This is a genomic window from Nocardia sp. AB354, assembly GCF_049538315.1.
GTDB lineage: Bacteria > Actinomycetota > Actinomycetes > Mycobacteriales > Mycobacteriaceae > Nocardia > Nocardia nova.
The window spans coordinates 77,904-104,282 of the sequence record NZ_JBMVFU010000025.1; the positions used below are offsets into that span (position 1 = coordinate 77,904).

Genomic DNA, 26,379 nt, shown 5'->3' on the forward strand with positions numbered 1-26,379 from the left:
TTGTCTCCTGTTGTCGTTCCGGTAGGTCGCTGGGCGTCGAGTCTATCCGCCGCCCCCGATGTCGCGTCCGTTGTCACATCGGTGGGCTACCGTGCTGGCATGACCGATACCAAAAAACTCGGCCCCGGCGATCCCGCGCCGGATTTCACGCTTCCCGACGCCGACGGTAAGCCGGTGTCGCTGGCGGACTACCGCGGCCGCAAGGTGATCGTCTACTTCTACCCGGCCGCCAGCACGCCCGGCTGCACCAAGCAGGCGTGCGACTTCCGCGACAACCTGACCGAACTGAACGAGGCCGGCCTCGACGTCATCGGTATTTCGCCCGACAAACCGGCCAAGCTGGCGAAATTCCGGGACAACGAGAAACTGACCTTCCCGCTGCTCTCCGATCCGGACCGCGAAGTGCTCCAGGCGTGGGGCGCCTACGGTGAGAAGACGATGTACGGAAAGCGCATCACCGGCGTCATCCGCTCCACCTTCCTGGTGGACGAGCAGGGCGTCATCCAGGTGGCGCAGTACAACGTGCGCGCGACAGGGCATGTGGCGAAGCTGCGCCGCGACCTGTCGGTGTAGCGCGGACCGACCGTAGACGAGGGGCCCGAGACGATCGTCCCGGGCCCCCTCGCGGGTGTTTTCGCGGCTGTTCAGTCGCGCTGCGGCATCATCGCGACCATCCAGCGCAGCGTCAGCCGCCAGTGGTTGTCCCACCACTCGGTGAATTCGGCGGTACCGAGCTGTGGCGGCGCCGGCTCGCCCGGAAACAGCAGCGAGCCGTTGGGCGCTCCGACCGGTTCGGTCGGAGCGGGGATCACCGACTTCGTCTGCGGTTGCGCCGAATCCGGCTGCGGCGCCTCCTTGGTCAGGCGCTTCGGCTCACTCGCCGGATCCGAACCGCGCACGCCCAGCCAGGACGAACCGTCCGAACCCCAGCCCGCCGCGGCCGGATCGGCGTCGGACGGATCCGGTGCGGCATGCCGCGGACCCGATGACGGCCGATCGGCGGGGCCGTCGACCGGCAATTCCGGAATCGAATCCACCGCCGGCAGACCCGGTTCCGGTCGTGCGTGGCGCGGCCCCCGGCTCGGCTGCGCGTTGCGGGCGTCGGCGAGGCGGGTGGTGGCATCCGAGCGCGGATGATCGGTGAGCTCGTGCACGCCGCCGATGGTCAGACCGCCGGCCAGCACGCTCGCCGCGGCGACGACCGCGACCGAATTGCGTGATACCCGTGCGCGTTCCCCCGTTCCCGCGACGAACGCCTCCGGCTGCACCACGAGTGCCGCACCGATCGCCGACCCGGCCTCCGCCACCGCGCACGGAATCACCGGCGCGTTGAACCCCGCCGACAACACCGCGGCGAGCCCCGGCTGCTCTGCCTCCGAACCGATCGCGACGACCGCGCTGGGCCGCACACCGGCCGCATCCAGCTGATCCCAGGCGGCGGCGATGCCCGGCCGCAGCGAATCCTCGGAGACGAAACCGGCGGCGGTCGCGGTGGCCGCGACCACGCGGTCGCGATGCGGCGAAATCAGCGAGAAGCCTTGGTATCCCGGGGTCAGCTCGCAGATCAGCAGGTGGTCGAATTCGCTCGCCCAGGTCATCGCGCGGGCCAGTGCCAGATGCGCCGACTTGGCCGAGACCAGCGAGGCCTCGTACCACGGCCCGGAAGCCAGGCCGGTGACGACCGCCCGCCGGCCCGCGGCATCGCGATAGGTCACGGCCGCCCCGGCGATCTCGTACTCCGCGCCGACCCGCGCGGCGAGCCCGTCGAGCAGCGCTTCGATCAGTCCGGGCAATCCGGCCGGCGACGCGGCGCCCAGTTCGGCCACGTGGTGCGCGAGCACCCGGTCGGTCAGTTTCGCACTTCCCTCGCGCAGGGCCACCGCGTCCACGCAGTCGCGAGCGATCGAAGCACCGAGAGTCACCACAGGTCGAACCACCACAGATCAGGCCTTCCGTGTGCAGGAACCGCGCCGGAGAAGCTGCGCCGAGCAGCGGTTCAACGCCGCAGCGGGAATGATCGAAAATCGACACACCCCCGCCGATGTAGATCTACTCGGTATGTGTTCGTCACCACATTCGGCTTGGATGGGTTATGAATCGGACCGAATCGCGGGTACAGAAGTCGGCACCGTGTGTCATCCGCGTGTCGCTACCGCTAGCCTGGTGGATGTGGTGGAAGCGCGCACGGCACCGAGGTCGAACCGGCGTCCTGATCCGGCGTTGGAGCTGCAGGACGACCCGCAGGAGTTGATGCCGCGCCGGCGGCCCACCCAGGAACGTAGCAAGCGCAAATTCGATGCGCTGCTGCAATCGTCGCGCGAACTATTGGTCGAGGTCGGATTCGAATCGTTCACGTGCGAGGAAGTCGCCGCCCGCGCCGAGGTGCCGATCGGCACGCTGTATCAGTTCTTCGCCAACAAATACGTCATCGTCTGCGAATTGAATCGGCAGGATCTGGTGGCCGTTTCCCAGGAGCTGGCCGACTTCCACGGCGAAATTCCGTCGATGGACTGGTTGCGGCATATGAACAAACTCGTCGACCACCTCGCGGAACTGTGGATGACCGATCCGTCGCGGCGCGAGGTGTGGCTGGCCATGCAGTCGACCCCGTCGACCCGCGCCACCGGCGCCATCCACGAGAAGGAATTCGCCGAGGCGGTGCAGCAGATGCTGCGGCCGCTGATGCCGCGTACCCCGCGCGGGCGCCGCTCGATGATGGCGCAGGTGCTGGTGCACGTGGTGTATTCGATGCTGAATTTCTCGGTACAGGACGGGCTCAGCCACGAGGCGGCCGTGGCCGAACTCAAGCGGCTCATGGTCGCGTACCTGTTGATCGCGGAGAAGGAATCGCGCACCGGACAACGCGATACGACGGCCTGATCGCGCGCGATCCGCACCTGTCGCCGACAGGGCTTTCCGTCGCTCCGACGAAGGGCGGAACCGGCGACGTGTGAGCGAGACGTCGCCGGTTCCGGCCTTCGCAGGAGCGACGGGCCGACTCGGGGTGCCGGAGCCCTACCGCCTCAGGGGTTTTCGATCAAATCGGCCAATTCGCCCGGATCCTCGAGGACGACCATCGCGGCGGCCGTATCGCCGTCGTGCGTGATCGACAGGTGAACCCGCACCCGCGGCAGGAATTCCGCTGCCAGCCCGTGCAATTTGATGCTGGGCCGGCCCCAGGCGTCGTTCACCACTTCGATGAGCGGATACGGGTTGTCACCGATCTGCGGACGGCGCGCGAACCGCGAGGTGGCCCATGCTTTGAGCACGGCCTCCTTGGCCGCCCACCGCGCCGCGAAACTGCGGGCCGGATCGGTGCCCTTGCTCTGACAGTAACGCCGCTCACCCGCGGTGAAACTCTCCCGGAGCATAGTGGTTCCGGCCCGTTCGAGCTGTTCGGCGAAATCGGAGATGGTCACCAGATCCAAGCCGATACCGAGGATGGTCATGAATCCGCAGCCTACGGATTCGGCGGGCCATCATCGGTATCGGCGGATCGTTACCCGGGAGTTGTTACTTCCCGGGGCCGATCTCCCTACTTCTCGGCCTCCCGGTTACCGGCCAGTTCGCCTGTGCCGCAGGAGCCGTGGGCCAGATACAGCCCCTCGGCGCCCAGGCGGGCCTCCGCCGAGAGCAGCACGTCGGCCTCGAGCTGACGGATCTGCTTGGCCGGAGTGCCGTCGCCGCCGAGACGGCGGTCGGCGGGCCGCTCGTACAGCGGTTCCCCACCGCACATCGCCTCGACCAGCCGCTGACGCCCGGCGAGCCGGCGTTCCTCGGCGCGGCGCAGGTAATCGTCGCGACGCTGCGGATCGAGCGCCTCGACGAAGGCCTGCGGATGCACGACCGCCAGCAGACCGGAGACGTGCCCGAATCCGAGCGAGGTCACCAGACCGGCCTTGAGCGCGAACCGATCCCCGAACCGCAGCGGCTGCCGCGGCCACACCAGGTGCGGGTACTCGGCCATCTTCTCGTCGACGCAGTCGAGGCTGCGGTTCGGCGGAATCACGCCCTGCTCCAGCACCTGGCACAGCCCGATCAGCTGGAAGGCGGCCGCACCGCCCTTGGCGTGACCGGTCAGCGACTTCTGCGAAATCACGAACATCGGTGCGCCTTCGGACCGTCCCAGCGCGCCGGCCAGCCGCTCGTGCAGCTCCGATTCGTTGGGATCGTTGGCGGCGGTGGAGGTGTCGTGCTTGGAGATCACCGCGATCTCGTCCGGGGTCACGCCCAGCTTGCGCAGTTCGGCGGCCAGCCGCGATTCCGCACCACCGCGACCCGCGCCGAGCGCGCCCAGTCCGGGAGCCGGGATCGAGGTGTGCACGCCGTCGGCGAAGGACTGCGCGAACGCGACCACACCGAGAACCGGCAGGCCGAACTCCGCGGCGATGTCACCGCGGGCCAGCAGAACCGTTCCGCCACCCTGGGATTCGATGAATCCGCCGCGACGCCGGTCGTTGGCCCGGGAGAAGTAGCGGTCGCTGATGCCCTTGGCGCTCATGGCCGCAGAATCCGCGGTCGCCGACATGTCACCGAAGCCGACGATGCCCTCGATACCGAGATCGTCGTAACCGCCGGCGACCACGACCTCGGCCTTGCCGAGACGGATCTTGTCGACACCCTCCTCGACCGACACCGCCGCGGTCGCACACGCCGCGACCGGATGGATCATGCCGCCGTAGCTGCCGACGTAGGACTGAACCACGTGCGCCAGTGCGACGTTCGGCAAGGCCTCCTGCAGGATGTCGTTGGCACGCGGCTCACCGAGCAGGTTGTCGATGTAGAGCGAGCGCATCGAGGACATGCCGCCCATACCGGTGCCCTGGGTGTTGGTCACCATCGCCGGGTGCACCCAGCTCATCAGCTCGGCGGGGCTGAAGCCGCTGGACAGGAACGCGTCCACGGTGCAGACGATGTTCCACAGCGCCACCCGGTCCACCGAACTCGCCATATCCGGCGAGATGCCCCAGCGGGTCGGATCCCAGCCCTCGGGGATCTGACCGCCGACGGTGCGCGACAGCTTCGCCTTGCGCGGCACTCGAATCTCGGTGCCCGCCTGGCGAATCACCTGCCAGTCGCTCGACTCGGCGACGGGGCTGATCACGGTGTGCTCCGGATCGGCGGCGTAGAACGCGCGCGCCTCGGCCTCGCTGTTGACCACAAAGCTCAGATCCCGGTCGAGGAAGACCGAGGTGAGCAGCGGCGCCGCGTTGTCGATCATGGAACCGTCGTCGCCGTAGCGGCGGATGCCACAGCGCTGCACCACCGCGTCGTGGTAGCGCTCGGCCAGCTCCGATTCCTCGACGTATTCGCCGCTCTCCGCGTCGTACCAGCCCGGCTTCGGGTCGTTCTCCCAGGTGACCAGACCGGTGGTCCACGCCAGCTCCAGGACGCCGGCCGCGGACAGTTCGTCGGCGACCTCCATCTCGAAGCGCGTGCGCGCGGAACCGTAGGGCCCGAGCTCACCGGCGCCGACGATCACGACCATATCGGCGAGATCGGCGGTGACAGCGCCCCATTCGGGAGTCGGCAGGGCCGAGGTGAGCGTGGGCGGCACCGGCAGCGCCGGGACCGTCGCCCGCTCGTCGGTGATCGCCTCCGGCTCGCGCTCGACGTCCTCGGCCAGGACCGACAGGTCCAGCTTCGCACCGGCCAGACCGCCGGTGAGGTCGATCTGCTGCGGTCCGGTGGCGGTGACGGCGCGGGCCCGCGACGTGCACCACTTGAGCAGCTCGCCGGCCATCTCCTGGGTGGACCAGGTGTGCACGCCGGCCTTCTCGACGGCCGCGACCAGCGGATCGTTATGACCCATCAGGCCGGTGCCGCGCACCCAGCCGATCATCGCGTGGACCAGGGTGACCCGCTGCGCCCACGACTTCTCGACCCGCCACTTGGCGATCACCGCGTCCAGCGCGGCCTTCGACTCGCCGTAGGCGCCGTCGCCGCCGAACATGCCGCGGTTGGGCGAACCCGGAAGCACCACATGCAGTTTCGCGTCCACGTCGTGGTCGGCGCCGAGGGCGGACAGACCGCCGATCAGACGTTCCACCGACCACAGCAGGACCCGCATCTCCATTTCGGCGCGCGCCCCGGCATCGGCCAGATCGCCGGCCACCCGCGGGGCGGCGAACGGCAGCAGCAGCGTCGGGGTCATCGCGGGCTTCACGAGAACCTTCGCGCCGCCGGCGTTGTCGGTCTGCTCGTTGCCGACCCAGTCGATCAGCGCGTCGATATCGGCGTAGGAGGCCATATTCGCCGGCACCACCCACAGCGCGGCCCCCGCACGAGCGTGCTCGCGGTAGAGCTGCTTGTAGAAGGCGAGGCGGTCGTCGTCGAGCTTGGATGTGGTGAGGATGACGGTCGCGCCGCCGGCGAGCAGCCGGCCCGCGATCGAGGCCGCGATGGACCCCTTGCTCGCGCCCGTGATCACCGCGGTATCGGCGGACCAGACACCCTCGTCGGTGCTCACGGCCGCCTCGGCGATCCGTTCATAGGTCCGGGCCAGCACCGAACGCGCTTCGCCCATGGCGAGTTTGCGCCACCACTGCGCCTGTGCCGCAACGGCCTTACCGGCTCCGACGAAACTGTCGACCGTGTCCTCGCCCGAGCCACCCAGCCACAGCGTGGCCAGATCCTCGCGGGCGGTGGCCCAGCGGTCGTCGATCAGCACGGCCTTGCGGGCGTCGAAGGCCGGAGCCACCAAACGCGGCCAGTCCGAACCCAATTCGGCCGAGACCAGGTCGACCAGCGATTCGTCGCTCGCCTCCGGCGCCGACACCTGGTCGGTGAGCCCCAGCTGCTCGAGCACCACCCGGGCGGCGGTCGCCAGCACACCGTCGCGACCGGTGATCTGCTCGGTGAATTCACCGAGGGCGGCCGCGTCGACCGTGGCGCCACCGCCACCACCGGCAGCCGGCAGCGCGACGCTGATTCCGCGGCGGGCGGCCACGGCCTGCACCGCGGCGTCGATCGCGGCATCCACCGCGGCGCCGTCGCTCAGCGCGCCGGAGACCAGGCCACCGAGATCCCCGCCGCGCACGCTGGTGCCCTCACGGGTGCCGAGCGACACCTCAGCGGTGACGTGGTGGGCCCAGCCGTCGCCGAGCTGCCACACCTTCTTCACGCGATCGGTGATCGCCGCGGGGCGCTTGCCCGAGGGACCGAACACCTTGCGCAGGTGATCACCGATGGCGTCGGACAGCACCGAGCCGAACGGCTTGTAGGTGCGGGCCAGGCGGTCGACGGTGACCGAGAGGGCGCCCATATCGGCATCCGCGGCGCCGTCGATCGCACCCAGCGACAGTTCGGAGCCGAGGTCGACCAGCAGCTGGTTGCGCCGCGAGGAGACACCGTCGCACAGCGCCTCGATGGTGTCCACGGGACCGATCTGGTCCAGCCGCAGCTTGGTCCACAGCGCGATCAGCACGCGGGTGGCGTCGGCGGCGGTGAAGGTGAGGTCGTCGGGACGAGGACCACCGGCAGCGGCGACCGGAGCCGGTGCCGGGGCGGCCGCGGCGGCCGTCTCGGCCGGAACCGCTTCGGCCACAGCCTCTTCCGGCTCGTCGACCGGCGCCGGATCGGTGTCGGTGGAGTACACCACGCCGGCCTCGCGCTCGATGTTGAGCACCTCGACCTTGGTGGCGGAGTACTGCGGCAACTTCAGGGTGTTGCTCGCCAGGTTCGCCACGGTCGGCGTCGCCGCCAGGCCGATCTCGACGAACCGCTCCACGCCGAGGCCACCGCGTCCGGTGTCGCCGAACAGCAGATCCTGGGTCTCGATCCAGCGCACCGGGCTGGCGAACTGCCAGGCCAGCAGCTCGATCAGCACCACCCGGCACAGTTCTTCCGGACGCGCGGACCACGACTCGAAGTCGTCGAGTACCGCGCGCAGCGGCTCCGACGGCACGTAGTCGGCGATCTCGGCGATGAAGTCGCGCTCCAGCGAGAACGGCCGCGGCACCAGGTTCGGAATGTAGCGCCCGGCAAGGATTTCCGGATGCAGGTTCTCCGGCAGCAGCTCCTCGAGCTTGTGCCGGAACTCGGGCACACCCTTGCGCAGCACCGTCGAGTGGAACGGCACGTCGATGCCCGGCACCAGCACGAAGGCACGCTTACCGCCGAATTCCGCACGGCGACGCTCGATTTCGGCTTCCAGCTCCTCGAGCCCGGCGACCGTACCGGCGATCGCGTACTGCGAACCGCGCAGGTTCAGGTTCACCACCTCGAGGAACTCGCCGACGCGCTCGCCGACGCCGGCGACGAAGTCGATCACCTCGGCGTCGGGCAGCCCGATCTGCGACGGGCGAATGGCGGCCATCCGATAGTCGCTGCGGCCCTGCGCATCCCGGGGCACCAGCTCGTGCATGGCCGAGCCACGCTGGAACACGACCTCGAGCACGGCTTCCAGCGGCAGCACACCGGCCACCGCGGCCAGCGCGTTGTACTCACCGACGGAGTGGCCGGCCAGCATCGCGCCCTCGACGAACGCACCGGCCTCGCGCAGTTCGGCGACCTGAGCCACGCCCAGGGTGGCCATCGCGACCTGAGTGAACTGGGTCAGATGCAGAACACCCTGCGGGTGACGGTATTCCACGCCCCGCGCCTTGAGGTAGGTCGGGTTGTCGCGCACCACGGCGAGGATCGAGAAGCCCAGAGCTTCCCGGGTGTGCTTGTCGGCGCGATCCCACACCTGCTTGGCCGCCTTCGACCGCGACCGGGCGTCCAGGCCCATCCCCTTGGTCTGGATGCCCTGACCGGGGAAGGCGTAGACGGTCTTGGGAGCCGCCAACCGGGCGGTCGCGGTCATCACCAGATCACCGCCGGTCCGGCAGGACACCTCGACGATCTCGCAGCCGCGGTCGACGGCGATCCGCTCGACGCGCACATCGATCTGCGCGCCCGGCCGGACCATTCCGAGGAATCGGGTGGTCCAGGCGGTGACAGTGCGTGCGGGCAGCGGAGATTCGGGATCCACGGCCGACACCGCGTGCTGGGCAGCGGCCGACAGCCACATGCCGTGCACGATCGGGCTGCCCAGGCCCGCGAGTTTCGCGGCGGCGTTGCTGGTGTGGATGGGGTTGTGGTCGCCGGAGACCTCGGCGAAGGCGGCCATGGCCCGCGGCGCGGTGAGCGTGACGTCGCGACGACGGCGGCGCGGGGTTTCGGTGGCCTCCTCGGACACGGTCCCGGCCGCGCGCGGCGGATCGGTGAGCTCGTTGCCGCCGTTGCGGCCGCGAATCGCGAAGCGTTCCACCAGCGTTGCGACGGTCGGCGTCTCCAGACCGTGATCGCGCATGACCCCGACGGTGACCCGCACCTCGACGACGCGCCCCAGATCGGTGTCGACCACCGACGCGGATTCCGCGCGAACGCTGAGCACCGCCGGATCACCGGGCAGCTCACGCACCAGGTCGACCTGGTGGTCCAGGTGCACCAGATCCAGCATGCCCTCGATAACACTGCTGACGCTTCCGTTCTCGCCCTCTGCGCGGCTCGCGCCCAGCACGGCGAATACGGCCGGCCAGCACGCGCCGACCAGCACGTCGGGAACCCGGCGGCCGATGGTGCTGAGGCCCTCCGGCAGACCCGAGCCGGTCACACCGGCGTGGTCGGCGACCATATCGGGCGTCCAGGCGAGGTTGACGTGTGCGACGTGAGAGCCGTTGGCGGACTTGACTTCCGGCAGGGCCTGCCCGGCAGCCACGGCCAGCAGGGCCGACATCGCGGTCTCGGCATCGTCTTCGGTCACCACCGGCGCGCCACCGTTGTAGACCGAAGCGGGAACCGTGATCCGGATCCGGACCTCGTTCGCCGGCGACAGCGGGACGGCCAGTTCCACGTAGGCGTTGTCGGCGTCGGGGCCGGTAGCCGGAACCAGGGTGGCGCCGGTCGGCCGGTGCACCGCGCCCTGCGGGTCGACGGTCCACTCGTGCAGATCGCCGAGACGGTGCACCGGGTTGGCGGTGGTGCGCCCGGCCCACTGCACGTCGGGCGCGGCCAGCACGACGTCGATGGCGCCGGAACCGATGTCGGCGCGGCGGCGCCCGTCGACGGCGGCGGGGGTGACGCCTCCGCGGATCAGCGTGTAGGCGGTGTCCTGTTCGAAGCGGTCGAGCAGTTCACCGACCGGCTCGTCGACGCGGGTGATGCCGGCGACCGCGACGGTGCCGGGGATCACGCATACCTGGTCGGCGGCGTAGCGCGGGTCGTGGGCCTGCCACAGCGAGTCCGAGCGCCACCACCGGCGCACGTCGGCGTCGACGACCGGCACGAAGTTGACCGGCTTGCCCGGGGTCTTGCACAGCGAGACGAAGAACGGCACATCGGCCGGGTGCAGGACGGTCTCGGCGGCGGCCGGGTAGTGCTCCTTCAGCGTGCAGATCACGTGCACCGGCCGTTCGAAGACGCTGTCGTCGTCGAACAGGGTCGGGATGCGGCCGCGGTCGGCGGGGTTGAGGCGGCCCTCGGCGCGCCGCACCATCTCGGCGAACCGATCCCGCCACGTGATGTCGGCCCAGACCGAGCGGGTGGCGTCGGCGATCGCGTCGCCGAGGTCGGTGCCGCAGTCGAAGCCGTCGCGACCGGCACGCTGGTGCTCGGGCAGCAGTGCGGCCAGCTCGACGTAGCGCTCCAGCCAGCGCAGGTAGGTCATACCGGCGACATCGCCGAAGTACGGCTTGGCGGTGCGGTCGAGCGCCTCGATGATCTCGTCGCGGCGCGCGGCCACGGCCTCGGCGTCACCGGCGACCTCGTCGAGCAGGCGCCCGGTCCGCGAGGCGGAGTTGTCGATCTCGTGGATGTCGGCGCCCAATTGGCTACGGCCGGAAGCCATTCCGCCGGTGGCGGTCCCGGCGGCGACCCAGTCGGGGGTACCGGGGGTGTCGACCAGCAGCTGCTTGACCTCGGGTGCGGTGGTGGCCTCCAGGGTGGCCATGGCCGCGGTGCCGACCAGCACGCCGTCCAGCGGCATCGTCGGGTAGCCGTGGGAAACCGACCATTCGCCGGTGAGGTATTCGGTGGCCCGCTCCGGGGTGCCGATGCCGCCACCGACGCAGACCACGACGTTCGCGCGGTTGCGCAGTTCGGCGTAGGTCTCGAGCAGCAGGTCGTCGAGGTCCTCCCAGGAGTGGTGGCCGCCCGCGCGACCGCCCTCGATGTGCATGATCACCGGGTAGTCCGGCACCTCGTCGGCGATGCGCAGCACCGCGCGGATCTGCGCGACGGTACCGGGCTTGAACGCGACGTGGGTGATGCCGGCCTCGGTCAGCTCGGCGATCAGCGCCACGGCCTCGTCGAGTTCGGGGATGCCCGCCGTCACGACCACGCCGTCGAACGGGGCGCCGGCCGTGCGGGAGCGCTGCACCAGCCGCTTGCCGCCCAGCTGCAATTTCCACAGGTAGGGGTCGAGGAACAGCGAGTTGAACTGCACGGCCCGGCCGGGCTGCAGCAGGGTCTTCAGCTCGGCGACCCGATCGGCGAAGATCTGCTCGGTCACCTGGCCGCCACCGGCCAGCTCGGCCCAGTGACCCGCATTCGCCGCGGCGGCAACGATTTTCGCGTCGACGGTGGTCGGGGTCATACCGGCCAGCAGAATCGGCGACCGGCCGGTCAGGCGAGTGAAGGCGGTTTCGACCACGATCCGGCCGTTGGGGAGACGAATCGGCTTGGGCGCGAACGCATCCCAGGACGGGGCGACCTGCGGGGCCGCGCCCGGGGTGAAGAGGCTGCGCTGACCGGGCCGGGTCGCGGCCGCGACGATGCCCACGCCGGTGCCCTTGAGCGACCCCTGGGTCAAGCGGCTCAGCAGATCACCCGGGCCGATATCCAGAATCCATTGCGCGCCACCGGAAACGGTGTCGTCGACGATCTGCACCCAGTCCACCGGGTCGACCAGAATGCTGCGGGCCAGCTGCGCGGCGAGTTCGGTGTCGATCTCACACTGCGCGGCCCAGGCCGACACCAGCTCGACGGTCTCGGCCAGCGCGGGGTGATGGAAAGCGACCTCGACCTGGACGTCCTCGAAGACCGGGGCGAACACCGAGCCGCCGCGCTTCTTGGCATCGCGATCGCGGCTCTGCTCGGCGTTGATCTCGGTGCAGCGCTGCCGCACCCGCTCCAACTGGGCCACGGTGCCCGACAGCACCGCGCGTCGGCGGCCGTTGCGAATCGACACCACCGCGGCGATGTTCGGGTCCACACCTTCCGAGACCTCGGCCACGACCGCGCGCAGCTCGTCGGGGTCGACATTGGACACCGCGACCATCGGCGATTTGTCGCCGACCGGAATGAGACCGCGCCGGCGCGCGACCAGTGTGGCCGCCGCGCCGATCAATTGGGCCAGCGCGAGCAGTTCCGCATCACGCGCACCCTGTGCGGACGCGGCCTCGGCGGCGAGCAGACCCTGGGAGTGACCGATGATGCCGGTCGGCGCCTGCTCGGCCGGATCCAGACCCTGCATCCGCAGCGCCCGCAGCGCGGCGACCTGCGCGAGGAAGACGCCCGGCATCGAGACCGCCGCGGAACGCAGCGCCTGCGCGGACGGCGCCGCCGACTCCTCGCCTTCCTCGCCGTCGGCGAGCTCGTCCTCGAGCATCCACGCGATCGGATCGAAGCCGACGGGCCGGACCACCAGCAGCTGCGCCGCCACCGGTTCCAGCCGCGCATCCGCTTCGTGCACGAGCGCGGTCAACTCGGGCTCGAGCGCACTGTCGCGTCCGATCTCCTCCAGCTCCCGCAGCCACTGCGCACCCTGGCCACCGAAGGCCAGCGCGTACTTCTCACCACCGAGCAGGCGATCCAGCAGCGACGACTTGATACCCGTATCCGAAACTCCCCCAGCGACCTTCCCGTTCGTTCCGGTCCCGGTGCGTTCGTTGATCGTCAAGACGTATCGACTTCCTTCTCGTGGCGGCTCACCCCGCGGGGCCCGCTCTTGCGTGCACAGGCGTCCCTCACCCCTGAGGACCTGACGAAGCCTCAGGTTCGCACAAAATCATGAGGAAAGCCTCACGTTTCCCCCGCCCCCGCACCCCTACCGTCGAGTATTTCGGTACAGCCGTACAAGAACAACGCCAAACATGACCCTCCCTCATGTTTGAAGCCCCAGGTGGCAGCGTTACTCGGAAGTCAGAAAGTTGAGGGTTCCTCATATTGGGAGTTGCCAAATCGTTATAATCCCAGTTCGTGTTACCCGCGGGTACACGACACCCCCGCGTGGCTTCGCGATCCGCGCCCGGGCCGGTAGAGTTTGGACGGTCGTACCATCACGCGCGAGTGGCGGAATTGGCAGACGCGCTGGATTTAGGTTCCAGTGTCCTCGGACGTGGGGGTTCAAGTCCCCCCTCGCGCACGATTTCGTGTCACTGGTGACACATTCGGCGTCCGCGTGTGTGAGCGCACTCAACCACGCGAAGGACGACCAGTGACAACAGTCTGTGACCCGCGCACTTTGGTAACACGAATGCGATATTTGCGTGCGTTCGTGCGACCCTCATCGCCCCGCGGTGTGCGGGGGTGGGGCGCGTGATCGCACCGGTGATCCCACCGCAGACGCCGTTGCAGCAGCTGATCCACGGCCCGCATTCGCTTGCCCCGCTGCCTGTTCCCGCGCCGGACGCCGACCTGGTCGTCGGGATGTCCACGGTCGGGCGAGGCGGGCGGGTCGTGGATCGCAAGGTCTTCGCCGCGCTGGGCTGGGAGGCCGGCGACCGACTTATGCTGCGCTGCGCCGAACACGGAATCCTCGTCGCCTCCCCCGACCCCGAGGGCCCGATCCTGATCCGCGACGGGACCATTGGTATCCCCTTGCGGCAACGGCGCCGCGTGCAGCTGTTCATCGGCGACCGCGCCCTCCTTCTCGGCAGACGCACCGGCGATCGGCTGGCGATCGTCGCGCCTGCCGCGATGGAGACGGTGTTCGCTCCCGGCCTGGCACTGCTGGAGCGCTGACACCGATGACCGCCAACACAACATCAGTGGCGTCGGCCGAGGCTGTCGCGGCCGCGCGGGTCCTGCTGGCTCAGATGGGGATCAGTCCCGCCGATCTCGTCGGCACCGCCGCGCTGGTGCCGACCTTCGCCGAGGTGGTCCCGCAGGTGCGGGCCACGCTGCGTCCCGGCACGATGCGCACCTACGACGCGCATCTGCGGCGCCTGGAAACACAGTGGCCGACACGGCGCCTCGACGAGCCGACCCAAGCCGACCTCGAGGCCATGGCCCGAGCAGTCCAAGAGCACGCCCGCGCCAACCGGGCTTCGCGCGGCGGGGGCAGCGCGGTCGAGCATTTCGTCAGCGCGGTGCGCTGCGTGTACCGCTACGCCGAGAGCACCGGCTGGATCCGCCCCAGCGACAACCCCGCCCGCAAGGTCGCCAAGCCCACACGAAAACCCTCGCACCGCTACGCGATTCCCTCCGGGCAGCTGGCCGAAATCTGCGCGGTGGCCGCCGAGACCGGCAACGACGGGGAACTGGACGCACTGATCCTGCGCCTGCACATCGAGACCGCGTGCCGCCGCAGCGGCGCACTGGCCCTGCGACCACACGACCTCGACGCCGACCAATGCCTGGTGTGGCTCCGCGAAAAAGACGGCACCGACCGCTGGCAACCGGTCTCCCCCACACTCATGCGCCACCTACGCGCCCACGCCGCCGCCCGCAACGCCCCGGTGTCGGGGCAGCTGCTGCGCTACCGCAACGGCACACCCATCACCTCGCGACGCTACGACCACATCTGGGCACGCATCGGCGAAGAGCTGCCATGGGTGGCCGTGCAGGGCGTGACCATGCACTGGCTCCGGCATACCACCCTGACATGGGTAGAGCGCACCTTCGGCTACGCCGTGGCCCGCGCCTACGCCGGCCACCACGGCAAGACCGCGGGCACAACGGCCACCTACGTCAAAGCCAACCTGCTCGAAGTCGCCGCCGCCCTCGCCGTACTCACCGGCGAGCCCCACCCCTTGGCCACGGCCGAAGGACCCACGGCCACATGAACACTGCCGCGTGCACACCCGATCCCCGCTCGCCGCAAGGACCACACCACATGCCCGCACCCGACCCCATCGTGCGCACGCCCACCTCGCCGAACGGCCAGGACCGTGCACACGGTCACGACCGTGTGCACGCCTTCTTCTGGTGCGTGCTCGTCGCCTCCGCAACAGTGAGCGTGACCGGCAACGCTGTGCACGCCGTCCTGCACGCACCGGTGCCGCCGATCGCCGGTGCGGTCGCAGTCGTGCCCCCGATCGCGTTGCTGACCGCTGTGCACGGCGTCACCGTGCTGCAGCGAAAGCAGGTGCGCAGCACCACCGCCCACCGGCTCGCCGTCGTACTGACCGTCCTCATCGCGGCCGGAGCGTTCTGGCTGTCGTTCACCGCGTTGCGGTCCCTCGCCGAACTGGCCGGCATCCCGCACAACCAGGCATGGCTGTGGCCACTGATCATCGAAGGCTCGATGACCCAAGCCACCGTCGCCCTCATCTCGATCACACAGCCACCCCACGGCACCAGCGCCACAACAGAAGACGTAGCGTCCGCCGGACCGACGACAGTCCCTGATACACCGCCAGAATCGTCACGCCCCCCGGCCGACAACAACACCGTGCGCACGACGGAAGCGACCATTTCCGGCGCAACCACATGGAGCGAAATCGCAGCGGAGATCTGCGCACGCGATCCCGCACGCCGCCGAGACCCTGACGCGGTCGCACACATCCTGGCGTTGCATTACGCCGAAGGACTCAGCGCCAGCGAGATCGCCGAGCGAACGCATCGCAGCCGATCAACCGTCAGCAGAATTGTCAGTCGAGCCAAGGCGCTAGACCCACCCACGACATGATCTTCGGTCCGCCACAAACGGACCCGCCGACAGTGAATACAGGACGCCACTGTCGATGTGCGCCGTCGTCGCGGGCCGGGTAAGAGAGGCCAGACAACGCCGAGCCTGGCGCTACGGCGCGCGACACTCGACGCGACGACCAACACCTGCGCTTATCCACGCCTCGACGCCGGGCCGCTTGCGGCAACGAGAGGCCCATGGCAATTCATCCGCAACCCCCACCATCACTCTCCATTCCCCCTCACCACATGGCGACAGCACCCCGATGGGCGCGGCCACTGCTCGAAAACCGTGATCTCACAGCACAACTCGCGATATGGCGAGCCGCCCACCACACCCCCGACACCGACCAGCGCCCCACCGGGCCCTGCCGCTACCCGGCAGCCGAACGCCATCACCAACAGCATCTCGACACCCGCATCATCGACACCCCCGGTGCCCTGCACTACGCCACCCACACCTGGTCCGCTCTCACCAAACGCATCGACACCCGACTCACCACCGACCCCTGGTGGCCGGTCCACGCCCAGCACCTCGACACCGCCGCCGACGCCGGCCACGGCATCGAAGCCCTCCTCACCACCGCCGCCAACCAACGCCCACTCCCCGACGACATACCCGACGACATACCCGCCGCCGCCCTCTGGCACCGACTCGAATTCGCAGACACAACGCCGAACGCACCACCAGGGCCGGCACCTCCCGCATTCAACCGGACTGCCCGAGGCTCCACGATCCAACAAGCGATCGACGTAGCTCAGCCCGAACCACGAACTCCAACCCCAGCAACCCTGAGTCCATGCACGAGCCAGCGTCAGGCTCCAGCCACAGGGTCGACTACGGCACCGGACTGTGACTGGGCCAAGGCGATGACATCGGCGTCCCGCGACGTCATCGATACGCGGGCAACCGATGAGCTCAGCGAGAGACGGGCATTGGCCCGCCGGAGGAGCGCCAGCCGATTCGATGAGCGGCCTCAGTCAGCCCCACAGCGCAATCAGATGTCATTACACCAGCGCTTGGGCGATACCCGGACCAGCGGTGCCACTAGTCAATTAATCCCTGCTTCTGCTTGACTTATCGCCATGTTTACCAAAGATGGAGTCGGCAAGGTTATCGCCCTTCGGATTGCTTCGTTGGTCGATGCCGAATCGACTTGGCATAACCAACTGTGGCAGGTGGGAACGCTGAGGGCCATGCAAGAATGCATGGCCCTTGCCGGGTCGAACCCGACTTCAGCACGAGTGCAATATGTGGTCAATACGGCTCGTCGCGTAATCCAACATGATCCAGTCTTATCCGGACGGCGACGCGGTCAGGCCCTCAATTCGATGCCGAGCAAAACTGACCAATTCCAGCATGGCACTCACTCGTTCTTCGTTCTGCAACACGAAATAAATCAATTAAGTCTCGAATACTTCGAATTTTGGCTAGCCTTCATAGCTAGTTTAGACGAAGACGAGGACCCAATTTCAACGAAACTGGATCTCAATCTAATTTCTTGCTATATCGCAGGACATCTACGCTGGTGCGGGTTTTCAGACAAATGGATACTAAAACACTGCAATTACTATCTCAAACACAACTCCGAAGTTAGCACTCTGCAGGATCTTCTGAATTCTGCCGCGAGCGTGGCACGAAAGGGCCCAGGCGAGTACACCTATCTCGTGCCACTACTCTCGATTGACGAGGACAACGAAAAAAGCGAGCCACCTTGGCTAACAAAGAATGATTTTGAGGATAAATTCGCAGAATACATGCGGGGAGTAACAGTACCCGACCACACGGGCGGGTTGATTTTGCAGATATCAGCAATCGAAAAGTACCGCGCCGAAGAGCTGTTCGCGAAGGCTTTGCAGGAGGTCATAACAAGGGGCCGAATGGTGGGCACAAAGTTCGAGGTAGAGTCCGTCGGCGGGGCATGGATGCATCCGGGCTCCAGTAAAGTGGACCTTCCTGACTTAGAACGCACACCATTTTCCCTGCAATCGTTAAGCATCGGAGGCGATCGCTGGAGACTTCATCAGCTTCCCGCTGAAATCGAAGCGGGGCTAGATCTGCTGTCTAGCGTCGGGACCGTTTCCTTCAGATCTTCCTGTGTCACCACATGGGCGATGGTTGAAACGATGTTTGCCGATGCATCCGACTTTGGCGCTCTAGCTGACATTTCAGATCGTCCTGGTGACCTATTAGCATGCATGTACATAACCGATCTGCTCGACAAGCTTGCAGCAAGCCACAGCGAGCTCGGCAGAGATGCTCTTGCGAATGAACTCAAGAGCGCGGATTTGTATCGCAGAGTTGAACTCATCGTTGAGTCTCTTCTGTCCGGAAACTCTCTAGCCGTAGATACCGAGTATGGCCCCGTACTGTTGCAGCAGGCCCGCAGATTAGTCCTCGAAAAGCAGCAGCTTCATTTGATACGGGCCGAGTTCTCGGAGTCGCTACGCAGACTGTACGCATGCCGAAATGAGATCGTACATGCTGGCGTTCTCGAGCCGTACAGTATGACTGAAACCGTAAAAGTAGCATCAAAACTACTAGCTGCCATTCTCGATGAGTCAGTGCGCAACTCGCAAGTATCTCACGAGCCAGTAGCGCTAGTTGCAGCCAAATGCCGATGGCTGATAAACCGAGTGGAGATCGGTGCGGATTTAGCTGGACTTACCGCCTTTCACTAGAAAGCATTACAGCTTTACTATTGCAATCTGGGTCGAAACGCGGCGATTTAACGTTCGAGTGACCACCACATTTACATCGTTAACCCTAGGTTTATCAATTCAATAGCGTATGCGTACGGCGCGACCTGACTGCATCTCAAACTCTCCTCTGTTCTCCCAAGTCGGTAGCTGCCTCCGTTGACCGGCAATCGAACGCGCAAGCGAGTCGCGGACTGACGGCGGTGCAGAATCGATCGCTCTCTGAGCAGTATGGTCTCGAAGTCCCTCAAACAAATCCCACCCCCGCTTCCGTTCCTGCCGCCCCATCGACGAGCCTGGATAACATTGATCGACGTATTCTCCGAGAGGTATCGGGATGGGTTGGCGCCCGGAGCGTCCGCGCGGGTCGATATTTCGCCAGCGTTTCAGAAGGGCAAATATGTCGACCCCTTTCTCTGCGAGTCCATCGAGAATCAGGAGGTCCCGCCAGCATAGTATGGCTGGCGCATGGACTCTGTAGAAGTTCAGGTTGTCGTTGTACTTTTGCACGAGCTTCACACCCTTAACGAATATGGCGTTCTCGGTTGCGAGCTCACTTGGCATGCCGGCGTCTGGCACGACGACGAGCGGCACGAATCTTGTCCGGCCAGTTACAGCAGTATGCAGCCTGTTCCAGCTGCGGGTCATGAAGAGGTCCACTGTACTGAGAAGCTGTTTGAATTTCGTTGCGGTAAAGCGCTGCTCGATTTCTTGTTGCAAGGAATCAAACGTTCCACTTCCCTCTGCAAAAGGCTGTGGCAGGTTTCGCATGTTAGCGTCTACCAATACACATCCGTGGTCGCGGAATAGAGCGAAATCGCAGATCTTCGGAATACTAGACTTGCTAGTGCGCCATGCGCGCCTCATCTGGTCTTCTTGAATCAAGACAGTATTGCCCGATGCGTCGTATGCACAAATTCTCTGGAGCACCTCGCCGACCCGCTCTTCGAAGATGTCTCGCATGGACTCGGCGTAGTGATCTGCCTTCTTACTATCTCTTTGCCGCAAGATTGCTTCAGACTCAAGGTATAGGTGATCGCCAAAAATACGCTGTATCACGAACTGGAACCTGATAGGCACCAATGTGCCGTCATCCAGCCGAACGAACGGAAACTGCTGCAGCTTGTACCGAGTCCAGAGCGCCGCACCTTCGGCGCGCTCTTGTCTAAGCAGTGAGCGCAAGTCTGAGACGGTGAGACTGCAGTGCTCAATCAGGAACTTTACCGCCTCCGGAGCCACAGAGTGGTCAGAAAAAAAGCTAGCATTGATTCGCGAGAACCCCTCATGCCTCCACAGATTGTAGAATAACCATCCGAGCGATAGAAAGTCATCGAGCGCTACGCCTGTGATCTCCGCCCATTGCTCGGCCGGCCCAGCAGCAAGATCGCGTCTCGTTTTTTTCGATGTTCGGTCCGACCACGACCGATACCAGGTGCCCTGGGTTGTTGTTAAAAGCATTTCCAATGGTTCAGGAAACAGTAATAGCGCTTGAGCTATTCGGTTAACTGTAATCTCACCGAGGGTCTGATCGAAACCTCCCCCTCGTGCTGGCATCGCAGCCTCGTGAGCTTCCGACGCGATACTTAGAAGTACCGCCAAGAGTTCGTCACACGAGAGCTCGGATTCTTCATCCGAATCCGCATGCTCGATGACCTCTTTGATGGCGAGAAGGAGTGGCAAGGGATGGAGAACTGCGTTCCCACGTGCCAGCTGAGCAGCCGCCTCCGACCGTGCTGGCTCACTTACTGCAGATAGAAAAGCGAGAGCCACATCGTCGTCGCTATTGTCCATACTCGAGAGGTCCAGGTCGGCCAGGAGACGCGAAAACTTCTCAAGCACAGGCAGCACCCCCCGACGCCCCCAGAGTACTCGCCGCGCGGCAGCGTCCAAGTAGTCTAGCGCCGGAACGTCGTCGATGCGCACGATCCTCGGCCCACCATCGTCATTGCGAAGCAACTCGTCAAGGTTCACGCGCCAATTATCGCCCCTGCTGCCGACAAGGACATAATTCGGAGCAACCCGCCGCACGAGATGCGCGCGCCAGCTAAATCGCGACGTTTGCGGCAGGCAATGCCGAGCCGAGGTCAATCCTCTCTGATAGAACGAATCCAGACATAGACCCGCCGGGGTATCGATTTGGCTGAATCGCTCATTGGTTGCGGCCCGAGACGCTTATCGGTGCATATGCTAGATATCCTAGGACCGATGGTCCATACAGACTCAACGCACTACTACATCCTTTCAGGGGCAGCGATTCCCAGCAATCCGAGCCCGTGAGCGAGCGTTTCGGCAGTGAGCTTGCACAACGCCAGGCGGTTTCCGCGTACAGGTTCGTCCGCGCTGAGGACCGGGCAGTTGTCGTCGTAGAACGTGGTGAAGTCACGCGCCAACTCGTACAGATATCCGCACAAACGGTGTGGCTCGAGGGTTTCGGCGACCTCGCGGACGGTCGAGCTGTAGCCATCGAGTTCCAGGGCGAGGGCGCGTTCGGCCGGTTCCAAGACCAGGTCGATATCGACAACCGGTGCAGGCTCGCCCGCCTTGCGGAGGATCGAACGGATCCGCGTGTGCGCGTATTGCAGATATACGGAGGTGTTTCCGTTGAAGGCGATCATGCGGTCGAGGTCGAAGGTATAGTCCTTGACCCGCGAAGTCGATAGATCGGCATACTTCACCGCACCGATCCCGGCCTGTTCGGCGATCGTGTCCAGCTCTGCCGGGTCCAGGTCAGGGTCTTTGTCCGCGACAACTTGACGGGCCTTCGTGAAAGCGTCGTCGAGTAGGTCCATCAATCGCACGGTTCCACCGGCGCGGGTCTTGAACGGCCTGCCGTCGGGGCCGAGGACCGTGCCGTAGGCGATGTGCTCCGCGTCGACTTTGTCGGTGAGCCAGCCTGCGCGCCTGGCGGTTTCGAAGATCAGCTGGAAGTGCAGGGCTTGCCGGGAGTCGGTCACGTACAGCAGCCGTTGCGCTCCCAGCTCGTTGATCCGGTAGCGGATCGTAGCGAGATCGGTTGTGTCGTAACCGTATCCACCGTCGCTTTTTCGCACCATCAATGGCACCGGCCGGCCGTCGGGACCGTTCACTTCCTCGGAGAAAACGACCAGCGCGCCATCACTCTCGACCGCGATTCCCTTGCCGACCACCTCGTCGATGGTGTCCACCAGCATCGAGTTGTAGAACGACTCCCCCACCGAATCCTCGGCAGTCAGCAACACGCCGAGCCGACGGTAAATATCGGCGAACGCCTGTTCCGACTCCGAGACGATCTCGCGCCACCGAGCCATCGTCGTCGGATCACCGGCCTGCAACGCCACCACCCGCGCCCGCGACCTGTCCGCGAACGCCGAGTCGGCATCGAACTCCTTACGCGCCGCCTTGTACAACCCGTCCAACGCGGACACCGACGAACCGTCCCGCTCCGCGAGGTCCTCGCGGCGCCAGCGCGCATCCGGGTGCTCGTCCAAGTATTGGATCAGCATCCCGAACTGAGTTCCCCAGTCCCCCAAGTGATTCTGACGAACCACCTCCGCCCCCAGAAACTCCAGCACGCGAGCGAGGCTGTCACCAATGATCGTCGTCCGCAGATGCCCGACGTGCATCTCCTTAGCGATATTGGGCGCCGAGTAGTCGATCACCGTCCGACGACCATCCTCCGACGCCGCCACTCCGAGGCGGCCATCGTCCAGTCGTGCCGCGACCTGCTGCCACACCGCCATGTCCGAAACCCCGATATTCAGAAAACCCGGCCCGGACGGCTCGACCGAAATCACCGGTGCCCCAGCCAGCTCCAGATTCGTGGCGACATCATTCGCCAGTTCGACCGGCTTGGACTTCAATCGCTTGGCAAGCGACAGAGCAACATTGGATTGGAAATCGGCGTGTGCGGATCGTCGCACTACCGGGTCTGCGCCTGCCGCATCGGGTCGGACCACGCTGACCGCACGAGACACGGCATCAGCGACAAGGTCGATCAACGGCAGAACCCCGGATTGGGCCACGGGAAGAATCCTCCTGATAGTAGGGATGAGCCAGTATCCCAGGCCGGCAAGGAGCAGGCCTGCTGGCATGTCAGCTATCTTGCGGTCGCCCTGTCAGTTTGCGGATGTGCCTGCCGTCGGTGTCGCTGATGGATCCTTCGGCCATGAGTTCGCCCAAACCTCGTGCGAGTGTTGACCGTAGGTGCCGTCCGTCGCAGCAGCGGGGGCCAGAGGCGTCTGTAACGCCGCTTCCCTGGCCGCGATCGGTTAGTACTGGTTCACGAGGTCCGGCCGCGCAGCTTTGGGGCCGGTCGCAGCATGGAGGTGTCGATGTCGAAGAAGAATCGGGGTAAGCCGCGCTCAGGCAAGACGAGGAAAGAGCGACGCGGCGAAGCTCGATCCGCCGGAGCGTCCCGCACCGCACCGCCCGCCACCGAACCACCTTCCGCACAGTACACACCAACGTTCCCGGTGATCTCCGGTCACGCCGGGCTGACCGCGATGGACCACGGCCAGCGGGCTGAGTATCTTGGTCAATTTGACTTGGCCTCAACGCTTCACGCTGTGGCTGCGGTTCAGTCTCGCCTCGATGTCGCGTCCACCACCGACTGGTCGGAGGGCCGCGTGGAGCGTGAGCTTCTCGCGGAGTGCGGCACCGAATGGGCTACCCGTCTTGTGAGCATGGTCGGTTCCACCCATCGCCTCATCCCGCCGCGGTCGATGACGCAGTTGATCCGCGAGGCCCTCGAATACGGCGGGGATGAGGAAGCTGTTCCGCGCCGCGATATTGAGATCGCAGACATATTGGTTCTGGTCATGTCGATCACGACTGAGCATGCGGGGGCACAGAATCCCCTCGACGCCGTCGCGAATCCCGATCCCGCGCAGCTCAGGGAGCAGATGGCGGCCGTCGCGGCCTACACCGCCGAGGAGACGGTTGCAGCCGTTCGCCAAGACGCTCTCGAAGAGATGGCGAACTTGCTGAGCAACGAATCTGTCAAGCTCGAGTTGATCAAGGCGTCGACCTACGACCTTTGGTTCCGGCCGTGGCCCGCGCGAGTCACCGACACCCGGATCGGAGAGAATCCAGCCGACGCTTTCGAGATCGCTAATCGCGTCCCACTTCTCGATGTCATGGTGGTGGGGCAGATCATCACCGAGGGCATAGCGGCCGGGCGGTTCGAGTTCACCCGAGAGGAGTTGACGCGCGCCGGAGCTGCGACAGACGCGGTGGAATTTGTCATCGAGAACACGGCGTACGACGCGGCCCAGTTCACGCGGAGACTTCGCCAGGATCGCTCGCGCGGGCCAGTGGCTTATCAGCGGTACGCCTTCACCGAGCGTCCCTTCCTTCTGCAAAGCGCCGACACACTGTTCGTCCTGCGATATCAGTGGGTGATCGACCGGTTCTTCGGCTCACAGCTCTACTGGCAGACGTTTTTCGCGTTGGGAGCCCCGACATCTGGGTCAGTGGCGGAAGCGTTCAGTCAGGGCATGAACTACGCCTTCGAGCGTGTCGCCAACGACATACTGAAGCGAATCGTCGCCCACAGCTCCAAGATCACCCGACTGGTTACCGAACCCGAAATGCAGGACGAATGGACAGAGAGCAGGGGCCGGACGCCGTCAGTCTGCGACTTCATGCTGGTGGCCGGCCGCGGTTGCATTCTCATTGATGCCACAAACCACCATCTGAGCGCGAACCTGGCACAGGGACTCGCCGACGTTGACACGTTCAATACCGATATCGAATCCTCCTTCATTACAACCAAATTCAACCAGATAGTCTCGACGGCGAAACTGGTCAGAGAGCATCTATCGTTCGGCGTCGAAGCCGACCCAGTCTTCTTTCCGTACGTCGTGGTCCCGAACAATGGGCTGTCGAATACGACCGCGGTACAGCTTGACTGGCGAGTCCGGGCAGAGACACCATTCGCCGAACTACAGGGCTCTACCCGTCCGCCGGTGCCCTTGAGAATCGGTGATCTCGCCCTATTCGAAGGACTCGCCGACCACTTCTCGGCACCTGGCAGAGATATAGCTGACCTGTTCGGCGGGTGGACGAATCAGCAGTTTCCCGTCTCGCTGCGCCAACTACTCGAACAGAACAACATACCCGCACCGATCCCGCAGCGGATGATCCGCGATCAGAAAACCCTCGATCGTCTGATTTCCGACCGTCGTCACAGCACCCAGCGCGAGTAGTCCTGCTGCGTTATCCGCTGGCGCCGTCAGGCCAGTACGTTTTATCACACCATAATGCCGCTTATCGAGCATTTCTCCGCTGGTCGCGTCCGATGAAGGTCACGCTGAACACTCTATTATCGAGTGCCCAGTACAGCCTGATCGTGTTGTAAATGGGCAGGAATCGGCTGGCGGACTCAACCTCACCAGGATAGTACGAGGCTGGGCACGTGTCACCGACGGTAAGCGGCCCGGACTCTGCGAATTCACGATCGAGATCGACAACGGGCAGGGCAGCTCATGGCTGCACCGCTGCATCCGACCCCAACGAATACGCAGCGTCAGACCGGCACCACGCCGACGCGCTGAGCCAACTTGCCCAGCTCGCCCGCCGTCAGATCACGACGCGCGGCCCGCATCATGTGACCAACCAGCTCACGCACGTGCGTCATGCCCCGCACGTGCTGCGGCGCCGCGTGCTCTGCCCGCAACAGCGCGTACAACGAGTCCCGATACTTGCGCTGCATCGCGTAGGCGCGGCCGATCTCGACGAAGTACTGTGCGCGCCGGCCTTCGTTCGGCAGCTGGTCGGGCGACAAACCGGGTGCCAGCTCCAGCACACGACCAGGCTCCCGGCGCTCCATCGCAGCCGACATGCGCCACAGGGCCACGTTCGCTGGAACGAACGACTTGTTCCGTGCCACTGAGGTATTCGGACCTGCCTGCGACAGCCTCAGAGCTTGTTCCGCCGCCTCGGCCAAGTGCGGCTCGGGATCGTCGCCCATCGTCGCGGCGACAATCGACCCCTGCAGATGCAGCATCCCGTACGTCTCGATCTCGCCAACGGTGCGCACCTCGCACGACAGCTTCTCGGCAGTGCCTGTGATCGTTGCGAGAGCCGCCGGAAGCGCGTCGGGACGCGACAGCAGGATCTGCCCCTGAACGAACGCGGCGGCAGCCCTCGGCGCCGCCCCGCCGGCGCGTTCCGCAGCCCGCTCCGCTTCCTGTGCCGCATTCCATGCAAGCGAGTGGTAGCCGCGCGCCCGCAACGCCGACGCGACCCCGTACGCCACGGTGCCGAGGACGTCCCATGCACGTTCCGAACCATCATCGCGCACATGGCGATAGCTGTCGGTCAACATCGGCGCCAGCATCGGACCCAGAGTCTCGTAGTCGCAGTCGTGGCGAAGTTTGGTCGCGATCTCAGCCAGCGATGCCAACTCTTCGAGGCTGCGTGGCGGCGCGGTATCCGTGACGTTCCCCTTCGACCACAACACCGTTTCGAGTTCGGGCACCCTCGAATGGAAACCGGCTCCGGAGGGATTCAGTTTCTCGTCATCGTGGCCGGTCAGATCACCGATGGTGACGTTGAGAGCGGCGGCCAACGCCAGCAGAGTTCGGCGTGAGTCGACCGGACGCTCGCCACTCTCGTACTTCGCGATCGCGCCGCGACTACGCCCCGCACGGTCAGCGAGGACTTGTTGAGTCATTCCGCGACGAGCGCGGATCTTGCGTACCTGCTGGCCGATGAATCGGTCTTCGACGTGCTCGAATTCGGACATCTGCGCTCTTTCGTGGCGGGCACTGAAACACCATGCTATCGGTCGTGTCCCGCTGCGGGACAGTCTCGGCTTGTTGAGCGTCCAACCTAGGCGCGGGCCTGCCGCCGGTTCCATGCATT

13 protein-coding genes and 1 tRNA gene are annotated in these 26,379 nt (G+C 65.6%); 8 read left to right on the forward strand and 6 right to left on the reverse strand.

Annotation, left to right across the window (positions count from 1 at the left end; translation table 11 throughout):
* The first annotated feature begins 99 nt into the window (after positions 1-99).
* On the forward strand, positions 100-573 hold the full coding sequence (gene bcp / locus ACPCUW_RS28605; RefSeq protein ID WP_064906415.1) for a thioredoxin-dependent thiol peroxidase: 474 nt from the start codon (positions 100-102) through the stop codon (positions 571-573).
* 71 nt (positions 574-644) lie between these two features.
* On the opposite strand, the gene ACPCUW_RS28610 is transcribed toward bcp, so the two are convergent.
* Complete coding sequence (locus ACPCUW_RS28610; protein WP_423428238.1) at positions 645-1,922, reverse strand: hypothetical protein; 1,278 nt, start codon at positions 1,920-1,922, stop codon at positions 645-647.
* 328 nt (positions 1,923-2,250) lie between these two features.
* Here ACPCUW_RS28610 and ACPCUW_RS28615 point away from each other — a divergent pair, with 328 nt between their 5' ends.
* On the forward strand, positions 2,251-2,880 hold the full coding sequence (locus tag ACPCUW_RS28615; protein WP_228533674.1) for a TetR/AcrR family transcriptional regulator: 630 nt from the start codon (positions 2,251-2,253) through the stop codon (positions 2,878-2,880).
* Between the two features lie 143 nt (positions 2,881-3,023).
* Here ACPCUW_RS28615 and ACPCUW_RS28620 read toward each other — a convergent pair whose 3' ends face one another.
* Both ACPCUW_RS28620 and ACPCUW_RS28625 read right to left on the reverse strand, forming a co-directional pair.
* A complete protein-coding gene (locus ACPCUW_RS28620; protein ID WP_030517926.1) occupies positions 3,024-3,449 on the reverse strand; it encodes a holo-ACP synthase in 426 nt (141 codons plus the stop codon).
* Between the two features lie 86 nt (positions 3,450-3,535).
* Positions 3,536-12,883: a fatty acid synthase subunit beta domain-containing protein gene (locus ACPCUW_RS28625; RefSeq protein ID WP_423428240.1), complete on the reverse strand. Its 9,348-nt coding sequence runs from the start codon at positions 12,881-12,883 to the stop codon at positions 3,536-3,538.
* A gap of 383 nt (positions 12,884-13,266) precedes the next feature.
* Between ACPCUW_RS28625 and ACPCUW_RS28630 the strand changes: the two genes are divergently transcribed.
* The 5 genes from ACPCUW_RS28630 (at position 13,267) to ACPCUW_RS28650 (ending at position 18,516) form a co-directional block, all read left to right on the forward strand.
* A tRNA-Leu gene (locus ACPCUW_RS28630) sits at positions 13,267-13,348 on the forward strand.
* A 173-nt stretch (positions 13,349-13,521) separates the two neighbouring features.
* Positions 13,522-13,947 carry a hypothetical protein gene (locus tag ACPCUW_RS28635; protein WP_423428241.1) on the forward strand — a complete coding sequence of 142 codons (426 nt, stop codon included), beginning with the start codon at positions 13,522-13,524 and terminating at the stop codon, positions 13,945-13,947.
* Between the two features lie 5 nt (positions 13,948-13,952).
* A complete protein-coding gene (locus tag ACPCUW_RS28640) occupies positions 13,953-14,990 on the forward strand; it encodes a tyrosine-type recombinase/integrase (protein ID WP_423428243.1) in 1,038 nt (345 codons plus the stop codon).
* 50 nt (positions 14,991-15,040) lie between these two features.
* Entirely contained in the window at positions 15,041-15,835 is a 795-nt protein-coding gene (locus tag ACPCUW_RS28645; RefSeq protein WP_423428244.1) for a DUF2637 domain-containing protein, read from the forward strand.
* 1,085 nt (positions 15,836-16,920) lie between these two features.
* Positions 16,921-18,516 carry a hypothetical protein gene (locus tag ACPCUW_RS28650; protein WP_423428246.1) on the forward strand — a complete coding sequence of 532 codons (1,596 nt, stop codon included), beginning with the start codon at positions 16,921-16,923 and terminating at the stop codon, positions 18,514-18,516.
* 99 nt (positions 18,517-18,615) lie between these two features.
* Here ACPCUW_RS28650 and ACPCUW_RS28655 read toward each other — a convergent pair whose 3' ends face one another.
* Both ACPCUW_RS28655 and argS read right to left on the reverse strand, forming a co-directional pair.
* On the reverse strand, positions 18,616-20,505 hold the full coding sequence (locus ACPCUW_RS28655) for a hypothetical protein (RefSeq protein WP_423428247.1): 1,890 nt from the start codon (positions 20,503-20,505) through the stop codon (positions 18,616-18,618).
* A 260-nt stretch (positions 20,506-20,765) separates the two neighbouring features.
* Positions 20,766-22,487 carry an arginine--tRNA ligase gene (argS, locus tag ACPCUW_RS28660; protein ID WP_423428260.1) on the reverse strand — a complete coding sequence of 574 codons (1,722 nt, stop codon included), beginning with the start codon at positions 22,485-22,487 and terminating at the stop codon, positions 20,766-20,768.
* Positions 22,488-22,844: 357 nt separating this feature from the next.
* On the opposite strand from argS, the gene ACPCUW_RS28665 reads away from it, so the two are divergent.
* The gene (locus ACPCUW_RS28665) at positions 22,845-24,719 is read left to right on the forward strand and encodes a hypothetical protein (protein WP_423428248.1); all 1,875 of its coding nucleotides are present in this window, start codon (positions 22,845-22,847) and stop codon (positions 24,717-24,719) included.
* Positions 24,720-25,039: 320 nt separating this feature from the next.
* Here the strand turns inward: ACPCUW_RS28665 and ACPCUW_RS28670 are convergent, their stop codons facing one another.
* Complete coding sequence (locus tag ACPCUW_RS28670; protein ID WP_423428250.1) at positions 25,040-26,260, reverse strand: helix-turn-helix domain-containing protein; 1,221 nt, start codon at positions 26,258-26,260, stop codon at positions 25,040-25,042.
* Between the last annotated feature and the right edge of the window lie 119 nt (positions 26,261-26,379).

What these genes read in the sequence shown, in the direction of transcription:
- bcp (WP_064906415.1), top strand. Translation starts at nt 100, where the DNA reads ATGACCGATACCAAAAAACTCGGCCCCGGCGATCCCGCGCCGGATTTC.
- ACPCUW_RS28615 (WP_228533674.1), top strand. Translation starts at nt 2,251, where the DNA reads ATGCCGCGCCGGCGGCCCACCCAGGAACGTAGCAAGCGCAAATTCGAT.
- ACPCUW_RS28620 (WP_030517926.1), bottom strand. Translation starts at nt 3,449, where the DNA reads ATGACCATCCTCGGTATCGGCTTGGATCTGGTGACCATCTCCGATTTC.
- ACPCUW_RS28640 (WP_423428243.1), top strand. Translation starts at nt 13,953, where the DNA reads ATGACCGCCAACACAACATCAGTGGCGTCGGCCGAGGCTGTCGCGGCC.
- ACPCUW_RS28645 (WP_423428244.1), top strand. Translation starts at nt 15,041, where the DNA reads ATGCCCGCACCCGACCCCATCGTGCGCACGCCCACCTCGCCGAACGGC.
- ACPCUW_RS28650 (WP_423428246.1), top strand. Translation starts at nt 16,921, where the DNA reads ATGTTTACCAAAGATGGAGTCGGCAAGGTTATCGCCCTTCGGATTGCT.
- ACPCUW_RS28665 (WP_423428248.1), top strand. Translation starts at nt 22,845, where the DNA reads ATGTCGAAGAAGAATCGGGGTAAGCCGCGCTCAGGCAAGACGAGGAAA.
- ACPCUW_RS28670 (WP_423428250.1), bottom strand. Translation starts at nt 26,260, where the DNA reads ATGTCCGAATTCGAGCACGTCGAAGACCGATTCATCGGCCAGCAGGTA.